A 24262-nucleotide genomic window follows, 5' to 3' on the forward strand; every position below is an offset into this window, starting at 1 on the left:
CGCTCGATAATCGCCGTCTCGAAGGTTTGCCGCCGTAGCTTCGGAACCTTCAGATTGACGTCGCCCGCCTTGGTCTGCAGCGTTCGCTCGTAGCTGCCTGCCCGCGTGTCCTGCCGCGCCGGGCTGCGCTCATACCGCCCAGCACCGCACAGCTGGTCCGCTTCGGCCTCCAGCATCGCGTTCAGTGTCTCTTCCACTGTCCCGCGGACCATCTCGCCCAGGTGATCTCGAATCCGGGCCTCATCAATTTGGATCACCTGACCCATGGCATTCCCATCGTTCATTCAAAGCTCCTTCATTCTAGAAGAAGCCGTCAATCCTGAAAGTGCGAAAGACTCTGTACGTTATCTGATGAAATCATCGCAGAAACGAGCGAGAGTGTGACGGCCGCAGCCGCCAGCGCGACGGCGGCAGCGACTTCGGCTACGGACGCGTCGACCAGCGCGACGGCCGCAGCGACTTCGGCGACGAACGCATCGGGCAGCGCTACAGCGGCAGCGACATCCGCTACGAATGCGGCGAACAGCGCAACGGCGGCCGCGACATCGGCTACGAGCTCGGCTGCGTCAGCGTCCCAGGCCCAATCTTACAGCGGCATCCCGCAAAGCATCAAAACAGCGGCCTACACGACGCTTCTGGCCGATGCGCAGACGCAGATTCTGCATCCCGCTTCGGACAACAACGCGCGGACCTTCACGATCGACAGCAACGCGAACGTTGCTTACCCGATTGGGTCGGCGATCACATTCATCAACGAGATCAACACCGTCACGATCGCGATTACCTCCGACACGCTGGTGCAAGCGGGCTCCGGATTGACCGGGAGCCGCACTCTGGCCGCCAATGGCATGGCCACCGCGGTGAAAATCGCCGCCACGAAATGGATGATCGCCGGCGCGGGGCTGACATGACGGCATTGCTGCAAATCATCGCGGCGCGTCCAACGCTATCGGTCACGTATCTGCTCGTCGGCGGCGGCGGCGGCGGTGGCGGTCAAACGGATTGTGGCGGCGGCGGCGGTGGCGGCGTGCTGACCGGCACCGATACGCTTGTCCAAGGTCGAAGCTATTCGATTGTCGTAGGATCCGGCGGATTGGGGGCTACGACAACGGCCTCTGGGGCCAACGGTGGCGATTCTACCTTCAACGGGCACACCGCGGTAGGAGGCGGCGGCGGCGGCGCGACGGGCGCGAACGGAGCTTCTGGCGGTTCCGGCGGCGGTGGTGGTGGCGAAGGCGCGGGCACGACCGGCGGCATCGGTACGGCGGGACAAGGCAACGCTGGCGGGAATGGGAGCATCGCTCCCCGCCGCGCGGGAGGCGGCGGTGGGGCAGGTGGCGCTGGCGCGAGCGGAGCTGCTTCCGGCAACGGCGGTAGTGGCGTTTCCAACTCGATCAGTGGTTCTGCGGTAACTTACGGCGGTGGTGGCGCAGGCGGCTGTGAGTCCTCGACCCCAGGCGCGGCCGGGAGCGGTGGCGGCGGCATGGCGTCCAGCACTGGTGGCAACGGCGGCGCGGGAACGGATGGCCTCGGCGGAGGTGGAGGTGGCGCGAGCCGCGGGAGCGGCACGTCTGGCACTTTCAACGGCGGCAATGGCGGCAAGGGCGTGGTCATCATCCGGTATCCCGGAGCCCAGCGCGCGACAGGCGGGACCGTCACGACGTCCGGCGGCAATACCATCCACACGTTCACCGCGAATGGGTCTCTGGTGTTCTGATGAACATCATTTTGAGTGGCAGGCCGAGCTCTTCCATCACTAAATCAACAAGGCTCAACTAGGATGCCGCAGCTCATTGAATTCGAAGGCCAACGCCATGAATTCCCCGACGACTTTACTCAAGCGGATATTCAGCGCGCGTTAAGCTCTCGCCCTCGTGCGCCGCAGCCGCCGATGCCTCCGCTGCCGCCTGGCTACAAACTCGATCCGCCGGCTACGATCCCGCCATTGCCGCCCGGCTACAAGCTCGATCGTCCCGTCACAGATCCAGCAGTCATCGCACCACTCGAAGGGGCTGCACCAGCGGCCAAGCACGGGATGTTTGACGATCTCATCCGGGGGCAGGGAGCGAGCCGGCAGCCCACGCTGGTGCCTGTCGATCACGACCCGTGGGCCGCTTTTCCCGACCCGAAGCCACCGTTTGATCCTTCGCAGCCATATCAAGTCGTGGACAAGCCGCCCTTCGATCCCGCGAAGCCGTTGCGAGCCACGCCAAACCAGGCGTCGCCCGGTGTCCGGCCCAATCCGTTCGACCAGTTCGATGCAAGTACAACGCCTCGGCCGGCGGCGAATCCGTTTGACCAATTCGATCAGCCTGTAGCGGAGCCCGTCGTCATCCGGGACGGACGCCTCGTCGTCACCCCGCCGCAGAAGCCCAAGCCGATCGAACGCCCCGCATCGGTCCTTCCGAGCAGTGTCGGCGGCGCCGTGCGCGACTTCCAGGTCGGCGCCCAAGGCGTCGGCAAGGGGCTCACCGACATCATCACCGGCCCGTTTGACCTCGTGGCCGGCGCGCAGAATCTCGCCACCACCGGCATCAACAAGCTGCTCGGCACGAACATCCCCATGGCCACGCCGGCCTCCAAACTGGTCGAGCAGGCCGTCGACGCCACCGGGATTCCGGTCATCGATCCCGCCACCATGTCGCGCAGCGAGAAGCTGGCCTACGACGCCAACCGGTTCGGCACCCAAGCCGTCGGCACCGGCGCCATGCTGGCGCGGCGCGCGCCGCAGGTGGCAGCCTCGGTAACGCGATCCGAGACGCTCCCGAGGCGCGTACTGGATCATATGGCCCGGCCATACACTGAAGCTCCAGCTCGCACGCTGGTTGGCGATACAATTGGCGGTGTGGGCGCTGGCGTCGCGGTCAACGCAGCCGACAACTACGTTCCCGACGACGCGATCGTGTTGGGGCATTACGTTGGGCATGGACTCAAAGATGTCACGAATGTCCTCGCACCAGTGGCCGGGGCTTCGGGCGCGAACACGTTGCAGGCCGGCGTTGAGACCCTCGGAAGTGTAATCCGCAACCTCGCCACCAAGACATTCACATCCGCTCCGGCTCCGATCCCGCTTAACGCGGCGACGAAGGGGCCGTACAGCAACTCCGATGTCGAGCGTGCCGCGGCAAAGATCCAATCGGCGGCTACCGGCTCCCCGAGAGCCCTGGCGCAAGACATTCGAGAAAACGCGGCCGCACTTGCGAAGCCGGAGGAAGGGGGCACGCCACTTCAGGCATCAGCAATGCCGACGTCCGGACTGCTTTCGAAGGATCCCGGCCTGATTGCCGCGGAGCAAGCCGCGCGTCTCAAGTCATCGCCTGAGTTCGTCAAGCGCGACCAGAACGTCAAGGCGGCCGCCGCCGAACGGGTGGAAGCGATGCGCGATCCAGAGGCGGATCTCGGTTCGGTAATGCGCCGCGCGGCCGAAGCGCGGACCGAGCGCATGAACGCCGCAGAAACCGACGTCCTGCAACGAGAGGACGCCGTCAGCTCGCTCGATCAGATCCGACGCGACCAAGGGCAGCCCTTCAGCGCCGTCGCGAACAACGGAGCCAAAGCCAATGCCTCCCGCAGGCTCGATCGGGCATTGGTTGAGGAGACCTATATTCCGGCCCGTGCCGAGAAAAACCGCCGGTTCGATACCGCGCCCGGCCGTAACGAGCAGCTCCTTGCTGATGACGTGTTCGGTGCGATCGATCGCATCCGTGCTGGCGCGAACAATTTGGCGCCAGGAACTCTGCCCGAAGACTTTATGCGCAGGCTGAACGCTCTGCGGCCGCAGATGATCGAACACCCACCGGAGAGCGGCCAGGTGATCAACGTGGGCGGTCCTGGGACCGCACCGGGAGCTGATCTGGCCGACCTCCGCAAGTTCATCGGTCCGGCGCAGCAGCAGGCGCAAGCGCGTGGCAATTTCGACCTTGCTGACAATCTCGGCCGCCTCCGGAGCGCGATCAATCGCACGATCGAGGGTGCCCCGGGCTACGCCGACGCGAATGCGAACTATCGACGCTTCGCCGAGCGCTTCCGCCCCGAGCCGAACGATCCGATGGCCAAGTTCACCAGGGCGATCGATCGTGGTGGCCAGAATGCTGACGGAGAGCTCAACCGCGGCGCCACGCCGCCGAGCGAGACGGCGAGCAAGCTTCTGGCAACGCCTGAGAGCGCGACCACAGTGTCGCGCGCACTCCGAGGCTCGCCTGCCATGACCGCCGGCGAAACAGCGCTCCGGGACCACTACCGTTCAAGCTTGGCTATGTCCGCGCTGAATGCGGACGGCACGATCAACCCAATTCGAGCATCAGCGTGGGCAGATAATCATGCGGACATCTTGGCCGAGTTCCCAGCGATCAGACGCGAGTTCGACGATATCGTCGCACAGGCGCGTCGAGGCGAGCAGATGCACTCGCAAGCGCGCGCCGATCTCGAGGCCGCCCGTACGGCCAGGAATGCTACCGAGGCAGAAGTGGACCGATCGGTGATTGGCACGCTGCTTCGCGAGGATCCGCGAGAGGCCGCCGCAAGTGTCCTCAGCGACAAGTACGGCGGGCTGAAGAAGCTGGATGAGATCGGCGCCCTGGTCCGCAACGACGCGCAAGCCCAGCGCGGTTGGAAGGCCGCGATGTCCGAAGTTCTGGCAGACAAGGTCCAGGGCACACGGCAAGTTGGCGAGACGCTCGAGGTACAATTCGCGCGGTTGGCTAAGGAATTCAAGGACAACGAGCAGGTTCTCGCCAAAGTCTTCAGCTCGGAGGAGATGAACAACCTCAGGCAGGCGCACAAGATCCTGTCATACTTCAAAGAAGCGGAGAAACGGGCGACGGTGGGCTCGGACACGGCCGAGAAAATCAACATTCCCGGTTGGGCGCAGCTGGCCGTTCGACACTTTAAGGGTGATCTGGCCGGTGGAGGACTCATCAAGCGGTTCAAGCTGCTCCTCGAGATGCTGCCTTCGAACAAGCAGAATGCTGATGAAATCATTCATATGGCTTGGTTCGATCCGAACGTGGCGGCGTACCTTCTCGAGCGGCCGGTGAAGAACCCGAACGTGCCGCAATACAATATTGACTTGCGCCGTCTCATCGCGGCAGCGAACGCCTCGCGCGAGAACTGAGAGATTTGGATGCCTTCAATCGCCGCCTACGACCTCACGGAACAGCAACGGACACTGGTGCGCCTCATCGTGAACGAAGGGAGGCGTCCCGAGGAGGCCGCCGAGCTCGCCGGCTATCACCCAAAATCGGTATACAAAACGATGCGGCTGCCGGCCGTTGCGGCGGCGATCTCAGAGTCAATCCAACTGGACTTGGCAGTTGTTGGGGCGCCGTTGGCCTATCGGGTGGCGAAGTCGCTGCTACAAGATGCAAGCGTCAGCGCGCGCGTCCGAGCAGACCTCTCTATCAAGGTGTTGGATCGGGCAGGGCACATTGCACCCACTCGCAAGGAGATGAGCTCTCAGCAAAAGTCGCTCTCGGAAATGTCACGCGACGAGCTCGCCGCGTTCATCGCGAGCAATCAAGCCGAGATCGACAAGATTGAGGCTGAGCTGGCGTCTCGTGCGAAGGACGTGTCGTATTTGGGATAACGTCTTAAACGCGGTCTCCGGAAAGATGAGCAAATATCTCTCTGTCATCTTGGCCTGCTATCTAGAATTGTGAAGCGCTTCATATAATTTGGGCCGGGGCGGGCCCTAGACTTTCGGGGCGAGCCTGTTCGGAGAGAAAACTATGACCCCGCGCTCCTTCCTTGGCATTCTTGCCTCCGCCGCCTTGGTTTTGGGGAGCCTCACGGGGTCTGCCTCTGCTTGGTGGGATGCTGGTCACATGCAGATTGCCTACGTGGCCTACAAGAAGCTCGACGCGTCAGTTAAAGACAAGATCGACGCCTTGCTGCGGCTAAATCCAGACTATCAAAAATGGACAGCCGGCATCACAGACGCCAGGACGGCCAAGCTCCACGCATTCATTCATGCGGCGACCTGGGCGGACGATATTAAGACTAAGGAATACAACTATACGCGTGACAAGGTTGATAGTCCGACAGCCGGCCAGAACATCGGCTATTCGGACAAGAACCAGCACGCTTATTGGCATTACAAGGACATGAATTGGACGCCGGACGGAACGCCGCTTCCGCCTCCGGATCCAATCGATCTCGTTACCCAGCTGAAACTGATGATTGCAGCCCTTCCGGCAAGTTCGGGCGCGTCGGATGATGTTCGCTCGTATGATCTCGTCTGGATTTTGCATCTCGTTGGCGATGCGCATCAGCCGCTCCATGGCAGTGGCCGGTACACGCGACAGATTCCGGATGGCGACGCCGGCGGCAATGCCGAACAGGTGATACCGGCAACCGGAGAGATCGTTGCGCTTCATGCGTATTGGGACAGTATCTTCGGAGGTTACGTTTCGCCAGCCGGAGCCGTATTTGACGCGGATGCGAGGGACGGGCTTGCAAGTCTCTCCGTCAACGAGGTCGCCGCTAAGATCGCGGACCCGCAAAAATGGATCGATGAGAGCGTTGAGCTCGCCAAGCAATACGCCTACGCGGCGCCGGTAAGCCTCGGAAGGAATCCGGTTCTCCTGACGCGCGACTATGAAACGAACGCCCGGAACATCGCCCATAGCCAAGCGGCCTTGGCGGCAGCGCGGCTCGCTAACCTGATCAACAACGCATTGAGGTAAGGGGCCGGGGTCCGCGAGTGCTCGAAGCAACCTTTTCGACGTTGGCCGGCACGCCGTTGTCGGTCAGAGAGACCGTCAATCGTAGCTTCACGCCCGGCGCCATTGTTGGCTGCAGCAGCTAAGACTTGAGCCGTCCCACCCTATTCTTTGTCTCTACTGGTACCTTGAGTGCTTTGAATCGTGTTCCCTTCCGTTAGGCCGCAGGCCGGATTGATTCAACTCATCGCCAAGCAATTCTAGATTTGTGCCAGCGCGTGTACTATCTTCCGTCACAACCCAACATGTTGGCAATACGTTTTTTCGAAATTTTTGAGATCCAAAATGAAGTTGTCCTATCTTGTTATTCTGGTTTTCGTTGTCGCGCAGGCGAGCCTAGTCGCCATTAATCGCGCCTCCGCCCAAACCTCAATGGTAAAGCAGGGCACGCCTCAAGCTGGCTGCACGAAAGAGATTTCAGATCAAGCTAAAGATGCGGACACCAAGATCGCTCGCGAGATAAAGGTCTCAATTCGAAAGCCAGAATCACTCGTTCAGTTTGGATTGTTTCAAGTTGAGATTGAGCTGCCGCCACAAATTGTTGCTAAAACCGATGGTGTTGGGGTCATTGTGGGCTTGTCGGAGAACGCATCTATTGAGGACGCCGACGAAGATATAGTGCAGACAAGATCAGGAGCTGCAGTTGGTTATACTTTCGCGACGAACACGTTCAAAGATATGCAGCGGGCCAGCGTGCAGTTTACAACGTTTCACTCGGACCAAGTCCAAACACCGTGGGGCAATAACAAAGTCAAGTTTTCGGTTCGAGTGTGGAGTGGGACCTCGGTCGGGATAAGCTGGGTGATCACGGGCGGGGCGACGAGTCGGCGGTCCATCGTTGAGTGTTTTGCGCAAGAACTCACCCCACCAGTTCATGACTCAATTCCTATTGTTCCTGATCCAGTGGAGCAAAGCCTCGCGAACAAGCTCTGTTTGGAAGAGAAGGAGATCCTGCAAAAGTTGGCAGATAAGGTCAGTGTGACCTTTTCTGTTCCTAATGTACTTCAAGTTGGACAAGCTGTTGCCGTATCCTGGCGCAGGGCAGAGAGATTTCCAATAAGCCGTCCGACCTTCATTGTCTTTTCACTTCCCGACGAGTCCAGATTCGAAGGACAAGAATTCATTGCACTACCTCCCAGTACCCGCGGGCCGGCGGCGATCTCTTTCAAGAGTGAGAGGGTTCGCGCGTTTGTGCCTCTTCACGCCATCGGTTCAGAGCCGCAGGGGCAGTTTAAGATCAAACCCACGAAGGCGGGCCCTTTCGCCGGAGAGTATGCAGTCGTCACGAAGACGGGGTGTGGTGAACTCGTTTTGTCGCGTCAAGAGCTGCCAACTGTCTTTGTCAATGGCGGCGATCCCGAAGTGGTCATACAAAACATCTTTGAGATTGAGAGTCCGAAACGGTCAATTCGCTCCAATGATGGCAAGTATCGGCTTGATGTTTTTCCGGAAAGCTTCCGCGTTTATGACTTGACCACGGGAGCAAAGGTTGTTGAAGGAGTCGGTCAAAGCCCGAACTTTTCTCCGGGCTCTCGGTTTGTGGCTGCGCTTGCCGGTAACGTAGATGAGGATACCGGAGGCAAGATGACGTTGTACGACCTCCGAGCTGAGCGACCAGTTGGCTTCAAACTAGTTGGCCCCATCTTGGCATGGGCCTTGAACGACGGCTTCCTGATAGAAGGAACCTATCCTCGAGGCGAGTTGAAGATCCGTCAGAGTTTGATAGATCCGACTTCCGGCGGAGAAACTTCCAAAGGTAATGACGAAAGCGAAGACGAAGACGCCAGCAGCGATGGAGATGTTGGCTTAGTCGTTCCCTCCGCTTCGGTAATTGTCAGAGATTCGAGCTCGTGGGAGAGTTTGAGCTTTCGCTTGGACATCGAGCGAGGGCTGGCCGTTTTAGTTGATAGTGCGAAGCGGACTACGGTATGGGAGCTGGCTAGCGGATTCTCTATTCCCGTCTCGGCAAATCAAGCTGCTATTCTAACGGGTTTCGGACTGGACAGTCTTAGGCCACCTTCATTTTGGGAGACCGGCGAGCAGCTCAAGTTAAGTCATTACTCTCCAAAACTGGACGACATAGCGGCCTATCTCTCGGGCAAACGGAGTTTTCCCAAGCAGAAGGCGTTTTTGGTCACGCATTCGGAGACACGTGCATTTGCGCAATACAAAGCGCCGCAACCGAGCAGTGATTGGCGCGCCAAGCCGATGTTTGTCGGAACTCAAGAGCTAGCTCGGGCAAAGGCCGGATTTGTCGATCAGGTAAGCTCATTTGGACTTGATCTCGAGCGATCAAGCCAGCCGAAACCCCTTGTGGTAGCGACCAAATGGCTAAAGAACAGCGCATTCGTCGTGGATCACGAGCCGGTCTTTGATAGAGGGGCTACCGCGTCAGAACTTGAGAAGCGTCTGTTCAGTGGCGCTCCGATCGCCCGAAATTATCTCAATACTCTGAAAGATAACCTTCCTTGCACCCAGCTGGACGATGATCTGGTTGCTTGGCGCTTCAAAGAGCACTTGCACGGCTTGTGGACTTGGTCGGACGGTGGAAAGACGTTTTGGTTAGCCCAGATGCTTTGCTTTTGGAAAGGGGCGCTTTCAACGAAAGTGTATCTGTTTGCTAGGAAGGGGCCGGAGCCTGCCGTAGTCGTCGATCTATTCTATCCTCTCACACGGTCTTTGGACGATGTAACGAACGAAGCTCTTACTCGAGTCCGTCCGTACATCGCGCCTGGATGGCTGTTAGTCGCTTCTGCAGGCGGCGCATCAGTTGCGATAGTCGACTTAACTCGCCTCACTGATGTTGCGTACCTGCAAGATGTTCGCGAGGCATCAGCGTTGAAGGAGGTCTATCTTTCAAAAGACCGAAAATCTGTCGTGCAGCTAAACAGTGATGGCAATTTCTTCGTATACGACAAACAATCGGCGAGCGTCTGGAACTCCGATAGCATTAACCAGCAACGAGAATCATCATCACCCTGGGTAAAAATTCCATCGGCTAAACTCGCTGTGAGTGGGCGCTGGCTTGATGATGAGATCCTTCTCTATACCGATCAAGGCTATTACTGGGGCTCGTACGAAGCTGCTCAGTTTGTGCACCTGCGGCAGCCTGGCCAATCAGGACTGCACTCCGTTGCTCAATTCGCAAGCCAGCTGTCCCGGCCGGACATCGTGCGAGCCGCCCTAGCAGGAACTGCACCTCCGCGGGCGCCCATACTTAACGCCCCTCCGCAGCTCAAGTTTCAAGCTAAAGCAATCGGCGAAAACTCCTTAGAGATTTCCTGGGAGGCGCGCTCAAGCGCGAGCCTCCAATTCGTCCGCTTCTTTGCCGATGGCAAACCCCTCACCGAAATTGAGGTTCAAGGTACAACGGTCGTCAAAACCTCAACGATCGATATGCCACCTCGAGTTCACAGGATCATTGGCATCGCTGTCGACCAAATGGGATTGGTGAGCACGCCATTCGAGGTGAGTCTTGAAAAGTTGGGCAAGCCGACGGGGCGCTTGATGGGTCTCGTAGTTGGCGTCGACAAGTATAGAGAGCCTCATCTCAACCTAAATTACGCCAGCCGGGATGCTCAGAGGCTTAAGAGGGCATTCGAGAGAGACTTGAAAGTGGAGTATGCGGACGTAAAAATAGTTGATCTGCTGAACGACAATGCCGACGGTGAGGCAATTATACGCGAGCTCAGTCGGGTTAGCAGCGCGGCATCTAAGGATGATACTGTTCTTTTTTTCTTCTCCGGCCACGGCTTTAAGGACGAACAGGGACACTATCGGCTTACGCCAAAGGACTTTTTGTCCACGGCATCGACTAAAACGGGTCTCGAATGGTCGCGGGTTGGCGCTATCCTTCGAGCGTCAAAGGCGCGCGTTATTGTTATTCTTGATGCTTGTCACGCTGGGCAATCCGGATCGGAAGAGGCGGCAAATGATCAAGTTCGGGACGCGCTGACGGAGGTTGAAGGACCGATGATTATCTTAGCTGCCGCGAAAGGGAGGCAGTTTGCTTATGAGGACTTGCCAAACCAAGCCGCCAAGTTCGGAGGGGGAGCGTTTACCTATGCTCTAACGAACCTACTTGGTCCTGGTCGGATTGCCGCCGACAAAAATCGCAATGGATCGCTGGAACTGAGCGAAATCTACTTCGCGCTAAAGAGTACGGTGGTGAAAGAGACGACTGGCCAATGGCGCGGCGTGCAAACGCCTTGGCTGGCGCAAAGGAATGTTTTTGGCGATTTTGTTCTTTTCTAGTTAGGGAACAGAGATGACAACACGGTTAGATCGAAGAACGTTCATTTTGAGCACGTCGTCGGCTATTGCATGCAGTGCTGTCGATTCCACCCGAACGCTGGCAAAGAACGGGGTGACGAAAGGTGATTGGATGGCGCAAGTCCTGACGCCAACCAAGGCATCCGACGCACCCCTTTATCTCGGAAGATTTCGCGAAGAGATATACTTTCTGCTCAAGCCCATCACGTGGAAACCCAATCCTGACCAAGCGCCACAGCTCACTCCTGTCGAGGCGCCAATCGGGTTCGTGACCGACTTGGCGAGCATACCACCAATTCTCTATTCACTACTCCGACCAGACGGGGTTTACGCGTACGCAGCGATTTTACACGACTACCTGTACTGGATCCAAGATAGGCCTAGGGAGCAGGCTGACGAGATTCTAAGACTCTCGATGATTGATTTCGAGGTTGAGGCTTCGAAAGTTGTCGCGATTTACGAAGCAGTTCGTACGTTTGGACGCTCAGCTTGGGCCCACAATGCTCGGCTGCGCGCGTCGGGAGAGAAGCGTGAGATCGTCAAGTTTCCGCCGAATGCGCGGACAAGTTGGATCCAATGGAAGAAGGATCCTCAGGTCTTTGCGCAGAGGCTACCTTCTCCATAGCGCAGTCTCACTGATTAGGACATTCTACGTTGCGGGGTCTTCCTTTGCTCCGCGAGCGACGATCCGGAGCGTCCCGTCCGGGAGAGGCCGCTGCAGCTTCAGAGCCTCCTCGGCCGGTGCGGTCATCCAGGTCTCGACTTCCTCGGGTGTCATCAGGATCACCGGCATCGCCTTCGGATGGATGGCGCCGACCTCGGCATTGGCCTCGGTCGTCAGGAACGCGTAGAGATCGTTGGTGGTCTCGCCTTCCTTGACCTTCCGGACCGACGTCCAGTTGGCCCAGATGCCGGCGAAGCAGGCGAGCGGGCGGGTCTCGTCCAGCGCGAACCAGATGTCGCCGCCTTCCGCCTTGTTGAACTCGCTGAACGAGTTGAACGGCACCACACAGCGGTGCTCCGGCCCCAGCCAGCGCGTCCAGTGCTTAGACTTCACGTTCCGGATGTTGGTCGTCCCGGAGTCCGGCTCCATCCGGAGCAATTCCTTGAAGTCGACCGCTTTACCTTTCGCCTGCAGTTTCTCGGCGCGTTTTTTGGTGGCCTGCAGGAGAGCTTGCTGGGACGACGGCATCCCCCACCGCGCGGTCGCGAGCTCTCGGCCGGCGCCGCCAGTCCGGACGATCGGCGCCTTATAGTCTGGAAAGACGCCCGGCATCGGCGCCAGATTGCCGACGTACTGATTCACGACCCTGAAAAGCGCAAGGATGGCGGCTTGGTTGGTGGTCATCGAATAGAGATTGCACATGGTGCTCGACTAGCCTGATTCTCGCCCAAACCTAACGCTCTTCAGGCGGATACACCCACTTGTAGGGTGTGATCTGGCTTGTCTCGGTCAGCTTGATCATGCGGGCAGGCGGCGCATAGCGAGGAGTGCGGCACGAGCGGCACCTGAGCGAGGCTTCCAGCTTCCAGAGCGGCGTGTCTTTAGGCCGGCGGATGGCATCGAGCGGCAGGCTCGCGCGCGTCTTGCAGCGGGCGCACTCGACCTCCAGCTAAGCAAGCCCGCCGTTGAGGCATTGGCCAATGGTCGGAGAGGGCTGGGCAGGGCCGCCATAGCCCTCCATGCGGAGGGACCAGGCTTCGGCCTCCGCGCGGTCCGCCTCACGAACGGCCTGCTCGGCACGCTCGCGGGCTCCCTGAGCGTGGATATTCGCGCCCATGATCCGGCCGCCCCAGATGACCTCTCGCGACTTGGTGCTCATGCGAGATAGATTCCGGCGATCCGAGCGGGAGGCAAGCCGCTAGTCCTAGAGCGGTCCCGCGAGATCGGATCAAAAGGTTGGTCAAGGGCTAACGGCGCGGGCGCGAGGAATAATTTCGAAATACCGAATCTCACTTGCTCCGTCGGGCAAAACAGGAGTTTATAGGGCGCTGGCTCCAACCAAGAGAGGACCAGCGCAATGGCCGACGAGGTCAAAACTTCTGAGCTTTCAAAGATCGCAAGGCTCAACGGAGACTTCAGGAGGAACTACGGCCCGCTCTTAGGTGCGTTCCTATATCTGCGGTCGATCAGTGCCGCGCGCGGCCGCTCGTGGATTCTGGCTGCCGTTTTCTCGCTTCTCTGCTCGTCGGCGTGTGCTTGGCTCGGGAAGGCACTCTCTTGGCTAGCCGCCTTATGATCGCTCTGACCAGAGCATCAGCTGTTGCAAAACAAGCGATATCGTGGCGCTTGCGAGCGGAATCCGTGAACCTTATGGTTCTCTTCACTCTACCGTCGGTGGCCAGCAACACGTAATCGAGAACGCCTTTGTTGTGTTCGGTAAGTCGTATCGCGGCGATCCACCCCGCGGGCACATGAGAGTCGCATTGAACGGTCCAATGTGGAGCATGCGTTTCCTCCTGCGGAGGAGTCCAGCGTGCCGCCCTAATTGAAACGCATGTGGTACCGTTTACCCGCAACGAGTCGGTCCATCCGCCGGTGCTCGTGCGGTAGCCAGCGCGCTTGGCGGCGCTTCTAATACGAGACGCGAGCCTCGTCTTTTGGTCGGTCCAAAGCGGACGTGATTCCAGAAATTCGTAGTTTCGTTTCGGGGTGTAACCAAGCAGCCGGTAAAGATTTCGAATGCTGCCAAAGTGGGTCTGACATGTTGCAACACAGGGCAGGCCAGGCGTGCGATCGATGATGGTTATACTCAGGCGGCCATTTTCGAGCAGAGCTCGACGCAAGCGAAAGATCATTTCCTCTTCGGACAGATCAACTCGCCGTTCGCCGATGAATTTGTTTGCTTGCAAGAAGATGTCCCGATCGACGATCGGCTCAAGGCAACCCTCTGCGCGGATCCATTCCTCAGGAGGATTATACTTGCGGATTTGACGCAACTTCCACGAACGCCGATTGAAAACAAGATTGCCTATGTAAGTCTCGTCCCTGAGAATGGCTCCGACCATAACACGCGTCCAAGGTTTTCCTGTTCTGGTCGGCACCGCATTCTTATTGAGCTCCCATGCCACCACGGTTTCACATTTCACCTCTAAGAAGCGAATGAATATCCATCTCACGATTGCGACTTCGCGCGGATCGCCGGGGCGAACCCGAATGTGATCGGTGGTGAGATACTTGCGGTCCCCATTCTTCAGGATGCCTTTTGATTGGTCCTTCTCGTCAACGAGCTCTCGCACCAGACCATAACCAACTTTGCCGCAAGGTTTGTAACCCAGTCGAGCAAATCGGCATTGGCCAGCATAGACCTTGGCCGAAAGTTCTCGGCTGTACTCGGCCGCCATGACTCTTTTGATGTTCTTGACGATGCTGGCGAGCATACTTCCGTCGTTGTCGAATTGCTCCGCGCAATAGGCCACTCTGATGCCAGCTCGTTTGCAAATGAACTCGTAGTGCGCACTTTCGTCCGCATCTTGAAAGCGGCCCCAACGGCTCACGTCATAGACCAAGATATGAGCGAAATCGGTGTCTCCCGCTTGTACGTCCTCCAGGAGCTGAATGAGACCGGCTCGATTTTTGATCAAAAGACCACTTTCGCCTTCGTCTCTGTAAGTTCGAACAATCGTCAGTTTCTTCGAATGCGCGTATGCAGCGATCGCTGCAGCCTGGTTCTGAATTGAGTACTGTTGGCGTTCGGTCGACATACGAACATACTGGGCAGCTCGATGGATCCTTTGAGAAGCTGGAAGGCTGGACTTCCGAACGACGAGTTCGTTACCCATGGACGCCTCCTGGCGTTGCGCCCCCCCAGCACCAGAGCCCGGCCGAACAGGACCTGCACTTCTGAACAAGTCAACCTCAAGCCAGGGAGGTTTACAATCCTTCGCCAAATGAAGCGTGACCGCGACACGGGCCGCACTCGTCACAAGGATGTCTCCTACTGCCCCATCGCCGCCGCGTGCCACGGTCGAGGATAGGTCGGTTATCAGGGGCAGACCGGACCTAACTTAAACCGGGCCAAATCGTCGCGATTGACCCAAAGCTGACATCACGACGCAGGGATTGGCACTTTCGGGAACTCCGAGCTTGGTGCAGACTTCAGGCCATATTTCGAAGAATTGGATAGGGTGCTGCCAATGCCAATTTTCCTGGACCGACACGATCTCTCCGGGCTGACCGCTGCCGATATCGCCGAGGCGCACCGCAAAGATTTGGAAGTGCAAGATCGATACGGCGTTCGTTTTCTAACTTACTGGTTTGATGAATCGCGCGGTACGGGCTTCTGTCTCATTGACGCACCGGATATCCGAACGGCAATGAGGGTTCATGACGAAGCTCATGGCGACGTAGCGAAAGATGTCATCGAGGTGGACCTCTCGGCGGTCCAGGCGTTTCTGGGAAGGGTGTCCGACCCGGCACCTAGCGGCGCGGCAGACGATGTCAAATTCGATTCGGCGCTGCGAGCTATCATGTTCACGGACATCGTTGGCTCTACCAGCATGACGGAGCGTCTTGGCGATGCCCGTTCAGTGGAGATGGTTCGGGCTCATGACGCGCTGGTGCGCCGGGCCTTGAAGGATGAGGGTGGGCATGTGGTGAAGCACACCGGCGATGGTATCATGGCATCCTTTGCCGACGCCTCTGCCTCCGTTCAATGCGCCCGCGCCATCCAGCGCGCATTTGAAGCCTTCAATCTGGCGAGCAAGGAGAAGCTTCAGGTGCGAATTGGCATCGATGTCGGCGAACCAATTGCTGACAGCAACGACCTTTTCGGTGCGACCGTTCAACTTGCCGCTCGCTTGTGTCAGTTGGCCGAACCCGATGCCATTCTCGTGTCAAAGGCCGTACAGGATTGCATCCGGGATCGCGCGCAAGTGTCAAGCTTGGGTGCCCACCATCTCAAGGGCTTTCAGCAGCCCATTGATGCATACGGGATCGAATGGCGCTAACTGTCGCGACTACGGCCGGCGCTGCTTTTGGCCAGTGGCTGACTTCCCCTCTCGACATCTTTTGGGGGCCGCTTCGGGGGCTGAGCGCAAACCCTCGCGGAGACGGCCAAGGGGAGCCTTTGATCCAAAGCGGGCTTCAGTGGAGCGAGGCAATCGCCACGAACGATTGCTGCGGAAACGTCAGCCTGCCACCTGCCAGCATACCAGAGTCGAGCCGAGAGGCAGCATCATCGGAAATCGACATGATTAGCCGCTCCCGTTCAGGCGACTCTTTGTCGTTCAAGAGACTCGCCATCGGCCTTGCCGTGAGCTGAAAGCGGACATAGTCCAGCATCGACGGACAAGTCGAGTTCTTCGCGTTTTGACCCAGCGGACGTCAACCCTCCGGCACCCCGGCCAAGCGCAGACCCTCGTAGATTCGGTCGCGTCCGGCAAGGAAGGTCGGATTGTTGCTCGGTGCAGTGGCGCGCAAGCGGCGGATGGTGAAGGTCGGATCAAAGGCAAGGGCCGCTCGCGCAGCGGCCTTTGCCTCATCCAACTCGCCAAGCCGCACCAAGGCGCCGGCGAGCCAAACCTGCGCAAGTGGATTGTTGCGATTGGCCTCAATGCTGCGCCGTAACCAAACCACCGCTTCCGCGGGGGCATCAAGGTTCAACTTGGCTGCGCCAATGACCATCAGCCAACGGAAGGCTCTTATGTCGCGAGGAGACAGCCGGAGCGCCTCAAGGATGTGCATCTCGGCTTCGATGGCTCGACCGGTGTAGGTTTTTGCCAGACCGATCCAAGCGTGGGCCTCGGCCAAATTGCGATCCAGGGCCAACGCTCGTTCGCATGCCGCAATACCTTGAGCGGCACGATTTGTGGTGATCTGGACGAGGCCGAGAAGCAAGTGCGCCATGGCATTCTGCGGCGCCAGCGACAAGGCCTTGCCCAGCGTCTTCTCTGCCGCCGCAAGGCGAGGGGTCGCGTCGTCGGTCAAGAAGGCCGCTGGAAAAGTTACATCGACCTCTGCTCTGCCGACCAGTGCCTCCATGCAGGACGGGTCGAGCACCAAGGCACGTTCGAAAAAGCCCTGTGCTTGCGTCAGTTGCTCGGGGGTCTGCCCCATGTTGGAGATGGCTCTGCCCCGGAAATACAGGTCCATCGCGTCCGGGTTTGCGGAGCTCTCGGCTCGCCGCGCCTCAGCTGCAATCAGCTCGGCGTTCAGCGCGTTGGCCAGCCGTGACACAATTTCGTCCTGCATGTCGAAGAGGTCGGCGACAGGTTTGTCGAATCGCTCTGCCCAAAGATGGTTGCCCGTTTCGGCGCTGATCAGCTGTACACTTACGCGGAGCCGGCTCCCGGCCCGCTGAATCGAACCTTCCAGGATATAGCGAACGTTCAGTTCGCGGCCGACCTGTCTGAGATCGATCGACTTGCCCTTGTAGGTGAACGCTGTGTGTCGGCCAATGACGAACGAACCGCTGATGCGCGACAGGTCCGTGGTCAGGCTCTCCGTAACGCCGTCGGCGAAATAGTCTTGTTCGGCGTCGCCGCTTATGTTTGCGAACGGCATCACAACAATGGAAAGACGAGGTGCCGGGGCGGGGGAGGTCTCCTTGTTGTCATGCGCCGCTGCAACTGAACGTCCCTGATCTTCCATGACCCTGCCGACGAACCGGAAGCCCTGGCGCGGCAGTGTCCTGATTACCTGCTGCCTTTCGCCGGTGTCGCAGACGGCGGTCCGGGCTGCATTGAGACGGGTCGTCAATGCGGCATCCGAGACAATGCGGCCCTTCCAGACTGCGCTGATGACGTCGTCTTTGCTGACCACCCGTTCCCTGTTGCGGATCAGGTAGTGAAGCAGGTCGAACACTTGTGGTGCGAGAGCGATTAGCTCGGCGCCTCGACGCAGCTCGCGCCGGTCCGTGTCAAGTGTGTGTTCTTCAAAGTGATAGCGCATCTGCCACTTCCTCCATGCCCAGGGATGTTTGGGAGGCGCTGCAACGGCCGACTGCAAAACATTAAGCCGCCGGTAAGCAAAATGTAAGCCGCAGATAAAGCAGGTCTGTTCGGGCGCAGGCACGTTCCTTCCGGTGACCGCTTACCCGGAGGCAAATTTCATGAGCACGAACCACGTTACCGGCGGAACGGCACGTCTGAATCTTTCCATCCATCCGATCTGCGCCTTCTTCAAACAATACTGGCGTACTTTTCAGGAGGAGCGGCGGCGTCAAAAATTGAGGACCGCTTTGTATGCACTCAACGATCATTACCTCAAGGACATCGGGATTTCGCGCGGCATGATCGAGCATATTGGCTCGAACCCGACCGTCGACCCGCGATTTGTCGGGAGAGACTACCTGGAGAGTGGCTGAAGATGGGGCCCATTGGTTCGGTCGCAATGGTCCGCTTGTGGCCCATCTGCGAAGTTGCGATGGGTAGCACGGAGGTCCGCTTACGCGGCAGAGCGGACTAGATTTGCTCAACCTGAGTTCTTCGCAATTTGACCCAATGCAGAAGTCGCTGAACCAATCATTGCCCGCAATCGTCCATCGGCACTTCACGCGCTTGTGTCCCTAGCAAGTCGCTATCTTCATTGAATTACGCTCGTAATTTTATATTATGACCGTAATGGCATTGAGCTGGACCGCTCTTGGGCGGCGGCCGGGTGCCGCCAAACAGCTCCTGGCGAGGATTTCATGGACGACACGACCACTGCCTCATCACGACAAACCGCAGATGTCAGCTCGCTTGGGCTCGCAGCCGCTGCAGCAGCGGTTCGCAAGGGCGACATCACCTCCGAGGCCTACACCGCGGCCCTTTTGCAGCGCGCCCGAGCGCTTGCCGAACTGAACGCCTTCATCACCATCGACGAGGCGGAGGTGCTGGAGGCCGCGAGGGCCGCAGACAAGTTGCGTGCGGCCGGATCGGCGGCCCCGCTCCTTGGCATGCCGCTTGGGGTGAAGGACAGTTATTTGACGAAAGGGCTACCCACTAGTCTGGGAATCGAAAGTCTGGCTCATTTTGTGCCGCGCGAAGATGCCGACGCTGTCCGGGCCATTAGGGAGGCGGGCGCGTTGATCTTCGGCAAGAACAATCTTGTCGAGATGTCTTACGGCTTGACCGGTCACAACGCACGTTATGGTCAGGTGAAGAATCCGCACGCGCGGGATCACATGTCAGGGGGCTCCTCAAGCGGCTCCGCCGCATCCGTGGCTGCTGGACTCGTTCCCGCGTCCTTGGGCGGTGACACCGTGGGGTCCATCCGGGTGCCCGCATCGTTCTGTGGAGTCGTGGGCTTCAAGCCAACCACGGGGCGTTGGCCGCGCAACGGTGTTGCTCCGATCTCCCATACACTCGACACGACGGGCGTATTTGCCCGAAGCGTTGAGGACTGCATTCTGGTTGACGACGTCGTGACTGGCGAACAGGCTGCGGAGTCCCCAGAGGGCGACTACGGCTTGAAGGGAGCCCGGCTTGCCTTCGCCCCGCGACAGTTCCTGGATCTGGTTGACCCCGAAGTCGAGTCCCGATTCCGTGCGGTGGTGCGGCAACTGCAGGACGCCGGCGCCGAGGTCGTGGAAATGGACCTTGGCCACGACTTCAATTCCCTCGTCCAAACGGCGACATGGGGCATCTTCGCTCATGAGACGATGGGCGCGATTTCGGAGTTTCTTCGGCGCCACGCGCTTCCGACCACGTTTGAGGCCATTTACGAAAGCCTTAAGCCTCAGCTTCGGCAGGCGTGGGAGCACATCGTATTGCCAGGTGGTGCAGGTGCTACCTCCGCAGAGGCCTATCAGGTGGCGCTCAACGTGAGTCGGCAGGAAATTCAGCGTCGCCTCGACACGGCGTTCGTCGCTCATGGGGCGTTGGCCATTCTGCAACCGACCACGCCCTGCACGGCGCCTTCGATCGGGGAACAGGCGACCGTCCACATCGCGGGGCAGGACGTCAGCTACCTCGCTCTGGCGAACCACACCGTGTCGGCAAGCAGCGTGGGACTGCCCGGTATCAGCCTTCCTGTCGGCCTGTCTCGCGCCGGGCTGCCGATTGGGCTCGAACTGGATGGCCCCCTAAGAAGTGATCAGCGGCTTCTAAACCTTGCCCGCGGTATCGAAGGCATCTTGGGTGCCAAGTCCGGTTCAACCTAGTGTCGTGGTTGCTTCGCGGGGCGAAGGGGTCCTGCAGACAGCGACAAAAGATTAGAGGATCACCAGATGTCCAATGCACTGCACTCAACGCGTGCCATTCCGGTCGAGCACGTTACCATCCGCTCAACAAAGCCCTTCGAGGACGTTCGAGCCAAGCTCGCGACCTTGGCGCCACGCATCGATGACGGGATATTCACTCTCTTGCGATACGGTGAAAGTGAGCGCGCGCTTCGAGAGTTGGAGGCATGTCCGCCGCTCACTATTTTCGGGCAGCGTGACCACGGCGCGCTCCTAGCTGTTGCTGGGCTGACACGCCGATCCATCCAGTTTGATATCGGAAATCCGCTCACCGCATCCAAGATGACCCGCCATCGATTGTCGGCGGGGCTCTATGCACCCATTCGCGTCCTTCTGCGCGAGGATGAAGATGGCGGTGTCGCGTTTGAATATGATCGGCCGGCATCCCTGTTCAGTCAGTTTGGCAGCGAACATGTGAATGCAGTTGCCCAGCAACTTGATCGCGACCTCCAGGCCCTATTGGAAGCGGCCGCAGCTTAACGGATATTGATGGAGTGGAGAGAAGATGCGTTTCGAGAAAGGACACAAGGCAGCGACGCGACGACATATCATCGATGTAGCCTCGAAGTGCATACGCCAAGACGGTATCTCCGCCGCCGGGATCGCCGGGATCATGGGCGAGGCCGGTCTGACCAAAGGCGCATTCTCTCCGCACTTCGAGTCTAAAGACGCACTCGTTCGCGAGGCGCTGGCGAGCGCGCTCAGCGACCAACAACATCGCCTCGATGAGGATCGGCGGACGGGCCTAGCCCTTGAGGGGGCGATCCGGAGATACCTCAACCGCGCTCACCTCGAAGATCCGGCGAACGGGTGCCCTTCGGCGGCGTTGCTCCCGGAAGTCGCCCGCCAGCCCCTGTCCACTCGGCAGGACTACGAGAAAGCGCTGCGAAGCTACGTTTCGTCGCTGGCTGCACTACTCCCGGGTGCCGACTCTGCAGCGAGCCGCCGTCGCGCGACCGCCATCTTCGGTCTCATGGTGGGCACCCTCCAGTTCGCGCGGGCCGTCCCCGACACCATCCAGGCAGAGCAGATCCTGGAAGGCGGCGTTGAGGCCGCGCTGCAGTTGGCGAGCGTTTGATCTTGCTAAGTTAGGAACGATGCAGCGGTGCGGGAAGATTTGTCACACCGCCGGAACGAGCCAACACTCCGGACGCCCACTAGCTGACCGCCGGCAATGTCTCCTTCTGGCCCTTCGCGGTCCGGAGCCCTCGGCGCCTTGAAGTCTGCTTTCAGAGGTGAAACAGACTCGTGCTGGAATTATGAGTACGCGGCCTAGTTTCGTCTCTGCCGCAGCGAATGTTCGAGAAAGAAACGCAGCATCTCCCTCGTCGCATCCGGTCCGTCCGGATCGGTGTAGGAGCCGGCGGGGCTGCCTCCCGACCATGCGTGTCCGGCTCCGTGGATTTCCCAGTGTTCGAGGATTCCGCGCCCGCCGGCGTCGGTGTGGACCGTGCGGGTGTAGGCATGTCCTCCAGGTACCCGCCCGCGATGCACCTTGGCCTTCGTGCGGGATCCGCCGATCGACTGTCGGACGATTCTATCGCCATTTTTAGAATGTACGGTGGTGTCGCGATCGCCGTGAAAGACGATTGTCGGCACGGGCGGGCCGTCGCTCGGCGCTGCCTCAAGTCCGCCGCCTTGCTTCATGGCCATCAGCGCGGAGGGTAGGTCGCTGGCTGCTCCGCAGGCCAGTCCGGAATGAATGCCGATCGCCGCGTACAGATCGCCGTACGCCGATCCCATGACGGCCGCTGCTGCGGCCCCGGCGGACAGTCCGGCCACGTAGACGCGTTCCGGATCGACCGAATAGTCGCGCATGATCTGGCTGGTAATGCCTGCGATGAGCGAGGGCTCGCCTTGGCCGCGCTGCTGGTCGGCCGGCCGAAACCAATTCCAGCATTTCGCCTGGTTCGCTTCGGCCCGCTGCGCGGGATAGGCCACGAAGCAGGTCTGTTCTTCGGCGATGAAGTTCATCCGCGTGCCGGCGGCGAAATCCTCCGGCGACTGCGTGCAGCCATGGAGCATGACCACCAGCGGAATGGCCTGCCCACGATAGCCGCGCGGGATGAAGAGCCTGTAGGCGCGGCTTCCCGCGGCATTTGCGTAGACGCCTTCGATAAACCTGGCGCCCTCCGGCACGATATCCGTCGTGGGCGGCGGGGCGCGCCCCAGCGACCCTCCCAGTCCCAGCCCGTGGAGGTTTTTGGCGATATTCACTGCCGGTGGGGCCGCCCGACGCGGACGCCTCGTCTCGGCGCCGTTCGCCTTGGCCTCGATGGTCGGCGGCTCTCTTCCTGCAGCAAGGGCGGGGTGGCCGACCGTCGGTGCGGTAGCGCCCCGCTCTTTCTCACCCCGAAGCATGCGCTGAAGCAGCGCGGTGGCCTCGACGAGTTGGCCCGAGCGTGTGAGGCGTGTGGCTTCGCGAATGATGTCCTGGTTCAACATGACCTTACCTCGTCCTGTCGGCGAGAGCGGACTTGACCGCCGGACTGGCATGCAGGGCCCCCAGCACAGAGACCGATGCAATCGTCGCGCGGGCAAGCTCGGGCGTGACGTCCTGCGCGATGCTGGCGAGACCCAGAACATTGATGTGCAGCATCTCGCCCGCCTGCCGCGCCGCCTCGAGATCCTGGCGGCTGTAGTTTCGCAAGCCCAGGTCCAGGCTCTTTCGCGCCGTGGACTGCTTGACCACGTCGGCATGGCGTTCGAGCTGATTGCGGATCGCGGTCCGGATGAAATCCGTGCGGTTCGAGTAGAAGCCTTCCTGCACCATCAAATCGACCTGACCGAGATCGACAAAACCCAGATTGATCGTGATTTTTTCCGTGTCGGAAGGCTTTGGTCGGATTTCGTGAACGTTGCTCGGCATCACATCACCTTCCCGGCGGCATCCATTTGGATGGTATATGGATGGTCCACCTCCGGCGTCAAGGGGGAGCGTGCGCGTCGCGGCATAAGGCGCGATATCCGGAATCCAGACGGCTCTGGCGTGAGCGAACTCACGCGTCTCCGGGCGGGCGCCTCCGGTGAGGACGGTGGGACAGGCGAAGCCGTCTAATCGGAAATCCGTCGGGCACTCCGGGCAGGTGTCGCCGATGGCTTGCAGGATATCCCGGACCTCGGCTACGGCCTCGGCGGGGAGATGCCCAGCGGCGGATCCCGACGTGCGATGTCGAGGGCGCGCTCGCGCGCGTGTGGGTCAGCGCGGTCCTGCATCCAGCCGTGCTCCTCGCATTCGCGGACGTCGCGGGCTTCCTGCAGCGGGGAGATCGCCAGCCGCGCAGCGTTCGGATCGCCGGCCGTCTCTCCTTCGTCGTCAGCATCGAGATCACTCCTGCCGGAACGACTCCTTCCGCCCTGCTACTCGTCCCGAGCGGTTGGCACAGGGCAGGGATAGCAAATGTAGAGGGCAGACCTCGTTCACCGGTTCCGGGACAGGTCTGTGGACAGCTATTGATCGGATTTCATGAGCTGCCGCGGTAGCACGAGCACTACATTGATCTGCCGATCGAGGATCTTCGAGGCAATGATCGAAATGTGCAGGGCGAACTCGTCCTCCATCTCTGCCGCTGAATCTTCGTCTTGAGCATAGACGTACAGGATGTCACCATCCACCTCGTCGAACCTGACAGCTCGGAAGACTTGATCAAACCGATCCGCACCTACGATCAACGCCATTCGCGCGGCTATCGCCTGGTCCTGTACGTCAGTCACGATCATCGCGGGTGGGCCTAATCACCGCTCGGTGCGCGAGTTGGAGCAATACCGACAACACTAGGGTCTGTACCTAATTAGCGAACTCTGATTCCCTGGCAGCGGGTTGATTCCACGCGGGGGACTTCGATGCGCAAAGGACTGTTCTGGCTCAACGACAAGCAATGGGCTCTGATAGAGCCGCATCTGCCAACGAACCAGACCGGACCGGTGCGCGATGACGATCGACGCGTCATCAGCGGTATCATTCACATGCTTCAGTGCGGCGCACGCTGGCGCGATTGCCCGCCCGACTATGGTCCGTACACGACGATCTACAATCGTTTCAATCGCTGGGCCAAGCGCGGACATTGGCGGGCGATCTTTGAAGCGCTCGCCCGCTGCGGCAAAGAC

The 24262-nt window shown here is 59.6% G+C and carries 21 protein-coding genes and 2 pseudogenes; 13 read left to right on the plus strand and 10 right to left on the minus strand.

The genetic code is table 11. From position 1 onward, the window contains the following. Nucleotides 1-284: transposase (locus tag GA0061099_RS35765; protein ID WP_060913159.1), on the minus strand; the 284-nt coding region annotated here is incomplete at its 3' end. 96 nt (nucleotides 285-380) lie between these two features. On the opposite strand from GA0061099_RS35765, the gene GA0061099_RS35770 reads away from it, so the two are divergent. The 7 genes from GA0061099_RS35770 to GA0061099_RS43220 all read left to right on the plus strand — a co-directional run bounded on the left by GA0061099_RS35770 (nucleotide 381) and on the right by GA0061099_RS43220 (nucleotide 11616). Further along, nucleotides 381-911, plus strand: a complete 531-nt coding sequence (locus tag GA0061099_RS35770; protein ID WP_074448402.1) for a hypothetical protein — start codon at nucleotides 381-383, stop codon at nucleotides 909-911. Continuing rightward, nucleotides 908-1717 carry a glycine-rich domain-containing protein gene (locus tag GA0061099_RS43045; RefSeq protein WP_338060704.1) on the plus strand — a complete coding sequence of 270 codons (810 nt, stop codon included), beginning with the start codon at nucleotides 908-910 and terminating at the stop codon, nucleotides 1715-1717. Before GA0061099_RS35770 ends, GA0061099_RS43045 begins: the two co-directional genes overlap by 4 nt. Before the next feature lie 63 nt (nucleotides 1718-1780). After that, nucleotides 1781-5113 (plus strand): hypothetical protein, encoded by a 3333-nt coding sequence (locus GA0061099_RS35780; protein WP_141697748.1) that lies wholly within the window; start codon nucleotides 1781-1783, stop codon nucleotides 5111-5113. Between the two features lie 9 nt (nucleotides 5114-5122). Continuing rightward, on the plus strand, nucleotides 5123-5584 hold the full coding sequence (locus GA0061099_RS35785) for a DUF1192 family protein (RefSeq protein ID WP_036022991.1): 462 nt from the start codon (nucleotides 5123-5125) through the stop codon (nucleotides 5582-5584). Between the two features lie 142 nt (nucleotides 5585-5726). Beyond that, nucleotides 5727-6683: a S1/P1 nuclease gene (locus tag GA0061099_RS35790; protein ID WP_036022992.1), complete on the plus strand. Its 957-nt coding sequence runs from the start codon at nucleotides 5727-5729 to the stop codon at nucleotides 6681-6683. Nucleotides 6684-7004: 321 nt separating this feature from the next. Next, complete coding sequence (locus tag GA0061099_RS35795; RefSeq protein WP_036022993.1) at nucleotides 7005-10973, plus strand: caspase family protein; 3969 nt, start codon at nucleotides 7005-7007, stop codon at nucleotides 10971-10973. Nucleotides 10974-11103: 130 nt separating this feature from the next. Continuing rightward, nucleotides 11104-11616: a DUF1353 domain-containing protein gene (locus tag GA0061099_RS43220; RefSeq protein ID WP_050995880.1), complete on the plus strand. Its 513-nt coding sequence runs from the start codon at nucleotides 11104-11106 to the stop codon at nucleotides 11614-11616. Nucleotides 11617-11640: 24 nt separating this feature from the next. On the opposite strand, the gene GA0061099_RS35805 is transcribed toward GA0061099_RS43220, so the two are convergent. The 3 genes and pseudogenes from GA0061099_RS35805 to GA0061099_RS35820 form a co-directional block, all read right to left on the minus strand. Beyond that, nucleotides 11641-12357 carry an SOS response-associated peptidase gene (locus GA0061099_RS35805; protein ID WP_036022994.1) on the minus strand — a complete coding sequence of 239 codons (717 nt, stop codon included), beginning with the start codon at nucleotides 12355-12357 and terminating at the stop codon, nucleotides 11641-11643. A gap of 31 nt (nucleotides 12358-12388) precedes the next feature. Continuing rightward, a pseudogene (locus GA0061099_RS35810) lies at nucleotides 12389-12814 on the minus strand (hypothetical protein). Nucleotides 12815-13121: 307 nt separating this feature from the next. Next, the gene (locus GA0061099_RS35820; protein ID WP_083235158.1) at nucleotides 13122-14774 is read right to left on the minus strand and encodes a recombinase family protein; all 1653 of its coding nucleotides are present in this window, start codon (nucleotides 14772-14774) and stop codon (nucleotides 13122-13124) included. 354 nt (nucleotides 14775-15128) lie between these two features. Here GA0061099_RS35820 and GA0061099_RS35825 point away from each other — a divergent pair, with 354 nt between their 5' ends. Beyond that, complete coding sequence (locus GA0061099_RS35825; RefSeq protein WP_036027932.1) at nucleotides 15129-15941, plus strand: nickel-binding protein; 813 nt, start codon at nucleotides 15129-15131, stop codon at nucleotides 15939-15941. Between the two features lie 136 nt (nucleotides 15942-16077). Here GA0061099_RS35825 and GA0061099_RS35830 read toward each other — a convergent pair whose 3' ends face one another. Together GA0061099_RS35830 and GA0061099_RS35835 are read right to left on the minus strand one after the other, a co-directional pair. After that, the gene (locus tag GA0061099_RS35830; RefSeq protein WP_036027933.1) at nucleotides 16078-16275 is read right to left on the minus strand and encodes a hypothetical protein; all 198 of its coding nucleotides are present in this window, start codon (nucleotides 16273-16275) and stop codon (nucleotides 16078-16080) included. A gap of 42 nt (nucleotides 16276-16317) precedes the next feature. After that, nucleotides 16318-17883, minus strand: a complete 1566-nt coding sequence (locus GA0061099_RS35835) for a winged helix-turn-helix domain-containing tetratricopeptide repeat protein (RefSeq protein WP_036027934.1) — start codon at nucleotides 17881-17883, stop codon at nucleotides 16318-16320. Nucleotides 17884-18043: 160 nt separating this feature from the next. Here GA0061099_RS35835 and GA0061099_RS35840 point away from each other — a divergent pair, with 160 nt between their 5' ends. The 4 genes from GA0061099_RS35840 (at nucleotide 18044) to GA0061099_RS35855 (ending at nucleotide 21233) form a co-directional block, all read left to right on the plus strand. Beyond that, nucleotides 18044-18298, plus strand: coding sequence for a DUF1127 domain-containing protein (locus GA0061099_RS35840; protein WP_050996033.1), 255 nt, complete (start codon nucleotides 18044-18046; stop codon nucleotides 18296-18298). Nucleotides 18299-18622: 324 nt separating this feature from the next. Beyond that, entirely contained in the window at nucleotides 18623-20077 is a 1455-nt protein-coding gene (locus GA0061099_RS35845) for an amidase family protein (RefSeq protein WP_036027935.1), read from the plus strand. Between the two features lie 66 nt (nucleotides 20078-20143). Beyond that, nucleotides 20144-20635 carry a DUF302 domain-containing protein gene (locus tag GA0061099_RS35850; RefSeq protein WP_036027936.1) on the plus strand — a complete coding sequence of 164 codons (492 nt, stop codon included), beginning with the start codon at nucleotides 20144-20146 and terminating at the stop codon, nucleotides 20633-20635. Nucleotides 20636-20660: 25 nt separating this feature from the next. After that, nucleotides 20661-21233 (plus strand): TetR/AcrR family transcriptional regulator, encoded by a 573-nt coding sequence (locus GA0061099_RS35855; RefSeq protein WP_036027937.1) that lies wholly within the window; start codon nucleotides 20661-20663, stop codon nucleotides 21231-21233. A 194-nt stretch (nucleotides 21234-21427) separates the two neighbouring features. Here GA0061099_RS35855 and GA0061099_RS35860 read toward each other — a convergent pair whose 3' ends face one another. From GA0061099_RS35860 to GA0061099_RS35875, 4 genes and pseudogenes are all read right to left on the minus strand, one after another. After that, on the minus strand, nucleotides 21428-22600 hold the full coding sequence (locus GA0061099_RS35860; protein ID WP_036027938.1) for an extracellular catalytic domain type 1 short-chain-length polyhydroxyalkanoate depolymerase: 1173 nt from the start codon (nucleotides 22598-22600) through the stop codon (nucleotides 21428-21430). 4 nt (nucleotides 22601-22604) lie between these two features. Then, a complete protein-coding gene (locus tag GA0061099_RS35865) occupies nucleotides 22605-23024 on the minus strand; it encodes a CopG family transcriptional regulator (RefSeq protein WP_036027939.1) in 420 nt (139 codons plus the stop codon). A 195-nt stretch (nucleotides 23025-23219) separates the two neighbouring features. Further along, nucleotides 23220-23478: pseudogene (locus tag GA0061099_RS42395) on the minus strand (hypothetical protein); the annotation flags it as partial. A 127-nt stretch (nucleotides 23479-23605) separates the two neighbouring features. Further along, the gene (locus GA0061099_RS35875; RefSeq protein WP_036027940.1) at nucleotides 23606-23875 is read right to left on the minus strand and encodes a hypothetical protein; all 270 of its coding nucleotides are present in this window, start codon (nucleotides 23873-23875) and stop codon (nucleotides 23606-23608) included. Between the two features lie 123 nt (nucleotides 23876-23998). On the opposite strand from GA0061099_RS35875, the gene GA0061099_RS35880 reads away from it, so the two are divergent. Continuing rightward, on the plus strand, nucleotides 23999-24262 hold a 264-nt coding region (locus GA0061099_RS35880; RefSeq protein WP_074448406.1), incomplete at its 3' end, for an IS5/IS1182 family transposase.

Source organism: Bradyrhizobium yuanmingense, from assembly GCF_900094575.1.
Lineage (GTDB): Bacteria > Pseudomonadota > Alphaproteobacteria > Rhizobiales > Xanthobacteraceae > Bradyrhizobium > Bradyrhizobium yuanmingense.

Bases quoted from the DNA above. Each gene is read 5' to 3' on its own strand.
- GA0061099_RS43045 (WP_338060704.1), top strand. From the start codon at position 908: ATGACGGCATTGCTGCAAATCATCGCGGCGCGTCCAACGCTATCGGTC.
- GA0061099_RS35780 (WP_141697748.1), top strand. From the start codon at position 1,781: ATGCCGCAGCTCATTGAATTCGAAGGCCAACGCCATGAATTCCCCGAC.
- GA0061099_RS35785 (WP_036022991.1), top strand. From the start codon at position 5,123: ATGCCTTCAATCGCCGCCTACGACCTCACGGAACAGCAACGGACACTG.
- GA0061099_RS35790 (WP_036022992.1), top strand. From the start codon at position 5,727: ATGACCCCGCGCTCCTTCCTTGGCATTCTTGCCTCCGCCGCCTTGGTT.
- GA0061099_RS35795 (WP_036022993.1), top strand. From the start codon at position 7,005: ATGAAGTTGTCCTATCTTGTTATTCTGGTTTTCGTTGTCGCGCAGGCG.
- GA0061099_RS43220 (WP_050995880.1), top strand. From the start codon at position 11,104: ATGGCGCAAGTCCTGACGCCAACCAAGGCATCCGACGCACCCCTTTAT.
- GA0061099_RS35805 (WP_036022994.1), bottom strand. From the start codon at position 12,357: ATGTGCAATCTCTATTCGATGACCACCAACCAAGCCGCCATCCTTGCG.
- GA0061099_RS35820 (WP_083235158.1), bottom strand. From the start codon at position 14,774: ATGGGTAACGAACTCGTCGTTCGGAAGTCCAGCCTTCCAGCTTCTCAA.
- GA0061099_RS35825 (WP_036027932.1), top strand. From the start codon at position 15,129: ATGCCAATTTTCCTGGACCGACACGATCTCTCCGGGCTGACCGCTGCC.
- GA0061099_RS35830 (WP_036027933.1), bottom strand. From the start codon at position 16,275: ATGCTGGACTATGTCCGCTTTCAGCTCACGGCAAGGCCGATGGCGAGT.
- GA0061099_RS35835 (WP_036027934.1), bottom strand. From the start codon at position 17,883: ATGCGCTATCACTTTGAAGAACACACACTTGACACGGACCGGCGCGAG.
- GA0061099_RS35840 (WP_050996033.1), top strand. From the start codon at position 18,044: ATGAGCACGAACCACGTTACCGGCGGAACGGCACGTCTGAATCTTTCC.
- GA0061099_RS35845 (WP_036027935.1), top strand. From the start codon at position 18,623: ATGGACGACACGACCACTGCCTCATCACGACAAACCGCAGATGTCAGC.
- GA0061099_RS35850 (WP_036027936.1), top strand. From the start codon at position 20,144: ATGTCCAATGCACTGCACTCAACGCGTGCCATTCCGGTCGAGCACGTT.
- GA0061099_RS35855 (WP_036027937.1), top strand. From the start codon at position 20,661: ATGCGTTTCGAGAAAGGACACAAGGCAGCGACGCGACGACATATCATC.
- GA0061099_RS35860 (WP_036027938.1), bottom strand. From the start codon at position 22,600: ATGTTGAACCAGGACATCATTCGCGAAGCCACACGCCTCACACGCTCG.
- GA0061099_RS35865 (WP_036027939.1), bottom strand. From the start codon at position 23,024: ATGCCGAGCAACGTTCACGAAATCCGACCAAAGCCTTCCGACACGGAA.
- GA0061099_RS35875 (WP_036027940.1), bottom strand. From the start codon at position 23,875: ATGATCGTGACTGACGTACAGGACCAGGCGATAGCCGCGCGAATGGCG.